Origin of the sequence: Endozoicomonas ascidiicola, from assembly GCF_001646945.1 — a bacterium.
GTDB lineage: Bacteria > Pseudomonadota > Gammaproteobacteria > Pseudomonadales > Endozoicomonadaceae > Endozoicomonas > Endozoicomonas ascidiicola.
This window is the reverse complement of sequence record NZ_LUTV01000001.1, coordinates 39028-47883: the sequence shown is the minus strand read 5'-3', so window position 1 is coordinate 47883 and position 8856 is coordinate 39028. Positions and strand designations below refer to the sequence as shown.

The 8856-nt window shown below is 42.8% G+C and carries 4 protein-coding genes; 2 read left to right on the top strand and 2 right to left on the bottom strand.

Annotation, left to right across the window (positions count from 1 at the left end; translation table 11 throughout):
- Nucleotides 1-611: 611 nt before the first annotated feature.
- Both AKL11_RS00125 and ltrA read right to left on the bottom strand, forming a co-directional pair.
- Entirely contained in the window at nt 612-3281 is a 2670-nt protein-coding gene (locus AKL11_RS00125; RefSeq protein WP_157673336.1) for a ShET2/EspL2 family type III secretion system effector toxin, read from the bottom strand.
- 365 nt (nt 3282-3646) lie between these two features.
- Nucleotides 3647-5071: a group II intron reverse transcriptase/maturase gene (ltrA, locus tag AKL11_RS00120; RefSeq protein ID WP_067514380.1), complete on the bottom strand. Its 1425-nt coding sequence runs from the start codon at nt 5069-5071 to the stop codon at nt 3647-3649.
- Between the two features lie 812 nt (nt 5072-5883).
- Here ltrA and AKL11_RS24365 point away from each other — a divergent pair.
- Entirely contained in the window at nt 5884-6093 is a 210-nt protein-coding gene (locus AKL11_RS24365; protein ID WP_095210045.1) for a hypothetical protein, read from the top strand.
- Between the two features lie 545 nt (nt 6094-6638).
- Nucleotides 6639-8297, top strand: coding sequence for an F-box/WD repeat-containing protein (locus AKL11_RS00105; RefSeq protein ID WP_067514375.1), 1659 nt, complete (start codon nt 6639-6641; stop codon nt 8295-8297).
- Nucleotides 8298-8856 lie beyond the last annotated feature (559 nt).

Below are 8856 nucleotides of genomic sequence, written 5' to 3'. Positions count from 1 at the left end.
GACAATAATCAACCATCTGATGGACGATCTCAAACTGAAAGGAGACGACCAATGAATCTCTCCGATATAGCAGATCAGTACAGTGATCGATTACTAAAAAAATACAGCCAACGCCTTCTACCAAGTCAGAGCACTACGGTTAGGCGTTGAGCTAATTGATCGGGATGGATTAAAAAGCCTTTGGGTGCAAAAACACTCTGAGATAGGTAGGGATATTAAACCTAGAAAATATCAGACACAGATAATTCAAGAAGCAGTAAAGCAATACAATATTGGGAGCGAATATAAAGGACATCCATAAATTACATCTTGATTTACAAAGGGATTTTTATGGATGTCCTCTATTACCGCTATTACCGCTATTACCGCTATTACCGCTATTACCGCTATTACCGCTATTACCGGTTTTCTCAATAATGGTTTCGGAGCTCAATACTGAGCCTGCATCTTCCCCTGTCAACGCTTAACCATTGCCATTACTGACAGCCGCCCATGACTCGGGGTTCCGGCGGCTCGCTACGCCTTACCGGATGAAGGGCTTTCACCTTCAATCTTCTGCCGATTTATCTCGGCGCACTGGATGTCCTCTATTACCTTTCTGAACAGTTGCGTTATTTTTTATGCAGTAGTTCTTCTTTAATCTGATCACTTAGCGAGCTGGAGGAGATAACCTGTTCAACGGCATTAATCGTAGCTTTGATCGCTTTACCGGATCCAAGCTTCAGTACCCATTGAAGGCTGGGAACACCGTTTATATTCTTGGCTGCCAGTAGTTCTTTTTGATCCTCAGGAGTCAGCAGCTCGCTGGATATTATTCCATCTACATAGGCTCTGGCCGTTTCAATGTGTCCATAAAACAGTGCAAGCAATAAGCTAGGAGAACCGTTTTTATTCTTGGCTGCCAGTAGTTCTTTTTGATCCTCAGGAGTCAGCCGCTTACTGGATAATATTGCTGCTACAAAGGCTTTGACCGTTTCAGCGCGTCCTTTGTTTAGTGCAAAAAATAAGCCAGGAGAACCGTATTGATCCTTGGCTGCCAGCAGTTCTTTTTTATCCTCAAGACTCAGCAGCTCGCAGGATAATATTGCATCTACAAAGGCTATGACCGTTTCAGTGAGTCCATTTTTCAGTGCAAGGAAAAGGCCGGGACAACCGTCTTTGTTTTTGGCTGCCAGCAGTTCTTTTTTATCCTTAAGACTCAGCTCGCTGGATAATAATATTGTCTCTATATAGCCTTTGACCTTTTCAGCGTGTCCATTTTCCAGTGCAGGCAATAAGCTGGGAATACTGTTTTGGGCCAGTAGTTCTTTTTTATCCTTAAGACTCAGCTCGCTGGATAATATTGCATCTGCAAAGGCTTTGGCCATTTCAGGGTGTCCATCTTGCAGTGCCGCGTAAAGGCCGGGAATACCAATTTGCTTCTTGGCTGTCAGTAGTTCTGTTTTATCCTTAAGACTCAGCTCGCTGGATAATATTGCATCTACAATAGCTATGGCCGTTTCAGGGTGTCCTTCAGTCACTGCAAGGAAAAGGCCGGGAGTACCGTCTGGGTGCTTGACTGCCAGCAGTTCTTTTTTATCCTTAAGGCTCAGCTCGCTGGATAATAATATTGTCTCTATATAGCCTTTGACCGTTTCAGTGCGTCCATATACCAGTGCAGGCAATAAGCCGGGAACACTGTTTTTCCGCTTGGCTGCCAGCAGTTCTTTTTTATCCTCAATAGTCAGCCGCTTGCTGGATATTATTGTCTCTGTATAGCCTTTGACAGTTTCAGCGTGTCCATAAAACAGTGCAAACCAAAGGCCGGGAGTACCATCTGGTTCCTTGGCTGCCAGCAGTTCTTTTTTATCCTCACGAGTCAGCCGCTCGCTGGATAATATTGCCTTTATAAAGGCTATGGTCGCTTCACTTTGTCCATGATACAGTGCAAGAAAAAAGCCGGAACAACCGTTTTGGTCTTTGGCTACCAGCAGTTCTTTTATATCCCCAAGACTCAGCTCGCTGGATGATAATATTGTCTCTATATAGCCTTTGACCGTTTCAGCGTGCCCCCTATCCAGTGCAAGATTAAAGCCGGGAATACCGTCTTCACCCTTGGCTGCCAGCAGTTCTTTTTTATCCTTATAAGTCCAAAAATTGTCAGTCATTATCTTATTAATGGCATTTTCAGCATTCTTAGCTGAACTATCCGATCCAAAAGTGCCATGACTAAGTAATAAATGCAACAGCGCAGGTGATGGCTTAGATTTAATCACAGCAAAAGCGCTACCCGGTTCGCTTTCAATCTCTAGGCTTTTCAAAGCACCCGCAAGCGGGCGTTCTGGAAAGTAGGCATCAAGTGTTTCCTTTTCAGGTATTAAATCGTCCAGTGTTACATCTTTCAAAGCATCGAAGGAAGATACGATTATACGGCGTTCCCTTGCTGTGTCATTCGGGTCATAAAAATTCAATTTAATCTCATCATGATCATCAGACCCAATCATCTCCAGCGTCATGGCATGCCTCAATGAGCCCAAATAGTACATTTTTTGATAACAGTTTCTATCCTTTTGATGGGCGCTGTTTGTAGTAATAGTGGATGCTTCTGTTTTTGCCACTTCCCCAGGTGTAGATTCAGCATCAGATTTGTCATTCAGTGGCCTTTTTAGTGATTTGAGTTTATTTCCACTATTTACTGAAACAGCGCCCTTTTGATGCGTTATCGCCGCCTGCAGTACCGCACCTAATCCGTTTTGATCAAAGTAATAATTTTCTTGGGCTCTCTTAAAATGTGAAAATATAGTTTCTTTTAATTCATCATCGGTTTTAATGTGTGTGTGTTCGCTTATTTGTTTATCGCTACTGACCGACGAATATTTTCCTGATGCTTTGGTACCAATGACCCCTCGGGCACGGGCGTCAGCCAGATGCCTGCATTCGATGAATTGCTTATCTTTTGCACTTTTCACCTGACAATTAAAGTTCAGCCGCTCTCCCTTTGAGTAATAACTTAAAATTTTTATAGGCTCTTTTTTAGCACCCTCTTCTTGTGGCGCACGCAGTGAGTACTCACGGGGTGTCGTTTCCTTTTTCAGTTTCTCAATTTTTCGATCAATTAAGGATTTTGAAGGAATGGATTGATCGTACTTTAAGTTCTTTAAATAAGAAGGGCTGTTTTCTATTGAAGTGACTTTACGCTTCCACGCTGTGCCCTCCTTCTTCAACGTTGCACTTATCGTCGAGTTGCCTGGGCCCTGCAACCCCTCTATTTTTGACGTATTAACACGGCTACTGGGTTCCATGCTGTAAAGCTCTTTAAGTAGGTGATAGTTTGCTTTCGACTATTTTTCGGAGCATAAATCTTGCGATTCCACTGACTTAAGGCCTGGCTACCAAAGGTTTTAACTATTTCCTGGTCAAATGAACAAAATATCCGATTACAAAGTATTACCTACTTATGTTAAGGCTTGAAGTGTAGAGATGAGTATTAGAGTTGTTATCGGTGACAGATGAACAATATAAAGGACGTGCATAAAWTAAATATTGATTTATAACGATATTTTTAATCGCCGTAAAGGGTTGACTCACCAGCAGTTTCCTGTGATTTGTCACCCCTCCGGCACAGATCCGTACGTGCACTACTAATGCATACGGCTCCTACGACAAATCAGACACACTGTCGCATACTTGGATAGGGGTGGAGTATGTTCGCGCTCGGGATAAACAGTTTGAAGACCTTCTGCATTTTCTTCCATGTTATACAGTGTTTCTGGCTACGCTTTCTCAACGCCCTTACCCAAGCTCTGCAGATTTCTCTGCGGAATTGGTTCAGTGCTTTAAGATTTCCGGGGACAGCAAAATAGTTATTGTGCCCCTGTACCACGTTTTTCAGCCATTTACCCTGTTCGTAAACATCCCTGTGCCGGTTGTTCAACAATGCCTGTTTTACCTCTTTGATTTTCGCTCTCAGCTTTTTGGCTATCGTAAATCTTTTCAGCATGAACCCACCGTCTGAGCGGCGTACTGAGCAGATATGCGTAAACCCCAGAAAATCGAAGGTGTCAGGTTTCCCCTGCTTCCTTTCTTTTCTGTTACTGACGGCAAATCGACCAAATTCCAACAGTTTTGTTTTCTCACCGTTCAGGCTCAGGCCAAACTTTCCTAACCGCTCTTTCAGCGCTGACATAAAGTGCAGTCCGTCAGATCGGTATTGGAATCCCAATACACTGTCATCCGCATAGCGGACGATATAACACTCCCCTCTGGCGTTTCTTTTACGCCATTGGTTTACCCATAAATCTAAAACATAGTGGAGATAGATGTTCGCCAGAAGTGGCGATATCACAGCACCCTGTGGTGTTCCGGCCACTGTTTTAGAGTACCGATTGTCTTCTACTACGCCCGCCTTTAGCGTTTGCTCTATCAGCTGAAGCAGTCGTTTGTCTGCGATCCGATGTTGCAAAAACTTTATCAGCCAACTGTGATCTATTTGATCAAAGAATTGACGGATGTCTGCGTCCAGTATCCAGCTTACTTTCTTTTGAGTAATCGCTATGTAAGCAGCATTCAATGCCTGATGCTGATTTCGGTTTGGCCGAAAGCCATAGCTGAAGCCAAGAAAGTCTGCTTCATAGATGGTTTCAAGCACCCACACTAACGCCTGCTGGACAATCTTGTCTTCCACCGAAGTGATTCCAATCGGTCGACGACTGCCGTCCGGTTTGGGTAGCCAGATTCTCAGAACAGGTTTGGGTTTATACCCTTGAGTATGAATGCGTATATGCAGAGCCTTGATACGTTTTGACAAATACTTGCCATAACTCACCCAGCTCTCACCATCTACGCCTTTGGCTGATTTACGATTCAAGCGATTGTACGCTTTTATCAGTAAAGCCTCAGTGATGTGGTGCAACAGATTATTGAACCTCAGAGACCGGTTCCTTTTTGCTTTAATATGTAGACGCATCAGCCCTGACGACCCTGCTTCTGCACTCTGTGTTGCAGTCAGATCCGGCGTGTTGCGCCTTTCTTTGTCGTTAGACGACTTCGCTCCACCGGCTCCGCTATGGTTTGGTTTGGTTGTTTTACCCATAGGGCATAAATACCTGCATATTGTTCGTCGGCTTCTCTACTACTATTCGTCTATCTGACTTCCTGCCTGCGTAGGTGTTCAGTCTTTGTCGTTTTGACTTCACTGAACCCGACCCGCTTGAACACTCTCGATTGAGAGAACGAACCACAGACAGGATCTCCCGAGTTCCGCACAAAAGGCATTAATGCATGCACCAGGTCTATGACTCCGGAGAACCGATACGGGCACTTGCATAACGCGCCTGTGTCGTGTTGTCTTCCCCCTCACCCAACAAGGTCGACGTTCTCGATATTGGTTTCGGAGCTCGATACTGAGCCTGCATCTTCCCCTGTCAACGCTTAACCATTGCCATTACTGACAACCGCCCATGACTCGGGGCTCCGGCGGTTCGCTAGACCTTACCGGATAAAGGGCTTTCACCTTCAATCTTCTGCCGATTTATCTCGGCGCACTGGGTGTCCTTTTTTTTCTGTACATATTCTCCGTAATTCCGGACGGTCTCTCTGACAAAATTCAGTGTGTCTCTAAGGTGGGGGGTATTCAGCATTCCGGTTCACCATTTTCGCTACTCAGAGTCTGGCTCTGTTAAGTGCGATCCATGTAATTGTGTGGTTATGAATAGGGGGTATAGTGCGCCCCTATCAATAAGACTATCGTTTTGTTTAAAAGTTCCGGTATCCGCCTGATAGTCTTTAACCAATTGAAATAGCAGGGCAAGTTGTCATCAGGGCTGAGATAAATACCAATAAATACCAATGGCTGGTTAAAAAAGTGCTATTACACTGCGAGCCTTTATTTTCTGGCCATTGCTCATGTATTCCCAATCCCTTCGAGCTCAGTTGGGGCGTATGACCCTGCTGCTGGGTGTCACCCTGATGATTGTACACAGTACGCCGGGTTTGATTGAGCTTTTGGCTGGTCAGGCTGTGGATGCCGGTTGCCATCAAAGCGTTGATATGTCTCCTGCAGAAGGTCATTCAGGGCATCAAACTCTTCAATTTGTTCACCATTACGGACACTGACTTTCCCATGAGTATTTTTCGATTTCCACCGCTGGTCTGGCTGGGGATAGGCATTCTGATTATCTGTCTTGGTATGCGTCAGTCGTTTGGTATTTTTATGGTGCCAGCAAATTTTTGGGTGTCCCTTATTTTCTATTTTTCCTTTTGGGTGTCCCTTATTTTTCCACCTTTCCTTATTTTTCCACCTTTCCTTATTTTTCCACCTTTGTCATAAAAAAAATCGAATTAATTCATTTTCTATTGGTCAATAAATGTAATCGATAGAAAACTACTGGCTACTACTGGCTACTAAGTAGTTGATCAAATGTAATCGAATAATCCTGACCGATTGAATATTAATTCAGCTGATGACCTGTGCTGCAATAGTTATAGAGAGGTTATGGCTAATTGTGTTTGCCTCGATGTACTGTTAACTCAAGCAGTCACAATGTCAGTAATGCTTACTGGTCGGTCAGTGATTTATTCGAAAGCAAATGGTTAACTACTTAACATCCAGAATTATTAAAAAATAAAACTCCCCCATACATATAATTGAGGAAAAAGTCTTGACTCCATTAACAAATCAGCCTACCTCCTTCACATCGTTAGTAAAACCCACAAGAGAAGGTGAAAAAAGCACAACAAATAGAACAAATATACATTTCCTGTCTGATGATTGCCTGATAGAAATCTTTCGTTATCTGAAAATAAGTGACATACCCGCTACATCACAAGCTTGTAAAAGATTCAATACTATTATCACAGAACGCAAAATAGCAGAGATTGCAAGCAACAATACCCTGCCAGCGAGACAGCAAGAAATTTTTAAAACCTTGGCTCAAGGTGAATTTTATAGAAATAAATTCCCAAAAAACAGCAAAAATGTTTTGTTACCTGCAATAATCAGCTCAGAAGTCCAAAAAATAATGCACGGCAATATCAAACTTAATATACTAAGAAAATTTAAACATCCTGGAGATCTACTTCATTCTTGTTTCATGGAAAACTGTCACCTATTGGCAACAGTAAGCACAACTGAAAAATACTCGCGTTATAGCCATGGAACTCCATATAATCTAGAGGTGAGGATTTATAATCCTCACCTTGGAGCAGAAACAGAAAGTGGCTCAATGGTCGCCAGCCATTCGCACACCGCTATTAGAAACATTATTTCTATACAGAAAAACTCAACTATTTTCACAATAGAGGACAGTGAACATTTGCTTCACATTAGAAAAATTCTGCCAAGTGGTAAAACAAGCCTGCTAACAAGTATTCCGTTTACGGGAACTATAACGAATTTGGCTGCAAGTAAAAGTGGCAAGCATATCGGGTTTGTTTCTCAGATCGGCCAAGGCACCGAGGCGAAAATTTACACCAAATCATCGAATGGCACAATATCAGAAACTCACACTATCTCTTCTGAAGACGGCCCAAGAATAGAAAAAATAATTTTTAACAATGGTGATACTTTCGCAATAATTCAGGGTTGGAAATTTCATACTATTCTCAGTTTTACAAATGGTATATGGCTAAACTCTCCTCCTGCTTTATTAAAACCACACTATTACAGATCCAACTTTTCGATTTCAGGAAACACAGTTGTTACAGCCTGTAAGGAAAAGTCTATTACGGTAAAGGATCTTCATCCACCCTGCAACTCATCCACAATAACGTTAGTTCATCCTGACAACAAAGGAGCGTTCTGTGAAGGATGGGTAAACAAAGATGGAACATTTCTCATCACAAGTGATTCATCTAAGGATATATCGAGAATATTTGAATCAATAACAGCATTATGGAAACTTACTCCGGAAAGAACTTACCAAAGAAAATCTGAAGTCATCGAATCGCGCGGCGCAACCATATGCAGCTTTAGCGATGACGAATGCTTCGCAGCAGCTGGAACTGATAATGCTAAAGTTCATATATTCAGTTTAAATGAAGATAAAAAACCCGTTCAGTTTCAGTTCACACCTAAACATGACGATCTTACTAATATTAAGTCACTGACTTTTAATAGTCGCAGTAGTCACCTATTGGCTGCATCCTGTAAAGGTGAAATAAAAGTATTTGAACACTCTCCCAAGAAAAAACAATGGCTGGAAAAACTGACTTATCAACACCCAAGAGGCATAGAATCTTTGGAATTCAGTCCTGATGAACGTTTTTTATGTTTAACTGATAACGAAACCTGCACAATTCTGGAAATCGTGCCTGAATGATAATAACGGCCAAAAAAGGATAGTAGCTCCATTCTGCCCACGTAATACCAATGGTACTTTTAGCCAAACCTGGCGGTGCTGATGGAGAAGCTTATATCAATCTTTTCGTTCTATGTGACAGCCTTAAACTCGATACTGCAGTTTTTAGAGATGAATTTAGCGGAATGATTTGAGGGTGAATAAATAGGACACCCATAAATGTTTTTCTAATTTAATCGCCGTAAAGGGTTGACTCACCAGCGGTTTCCTGTGAATTATCACCCCTCCGGCACAGAATCCGTACGTGCACTACTAATGCATACGGCTTCTACGACAAATCAGACACACTGCCGCATACCTTACTTTAGTATGTAGACGCATCAACCCTGACGATCCTGCTTCTTCACTCTGTGTTGCAGTCAGATCCGGCGTGTTGCGCCCTTCTTTGCCGTTAGAGGACTTCGCTCCACCGGCTCCGCTATGGCTTGGTTGTTTTACCCATAGGGCATAAATACCTGCATATTGTTCGTCGGCTTCTTTACTACTATTCGTCTATCTGACTTCCTGCCTGCGTAGGTGT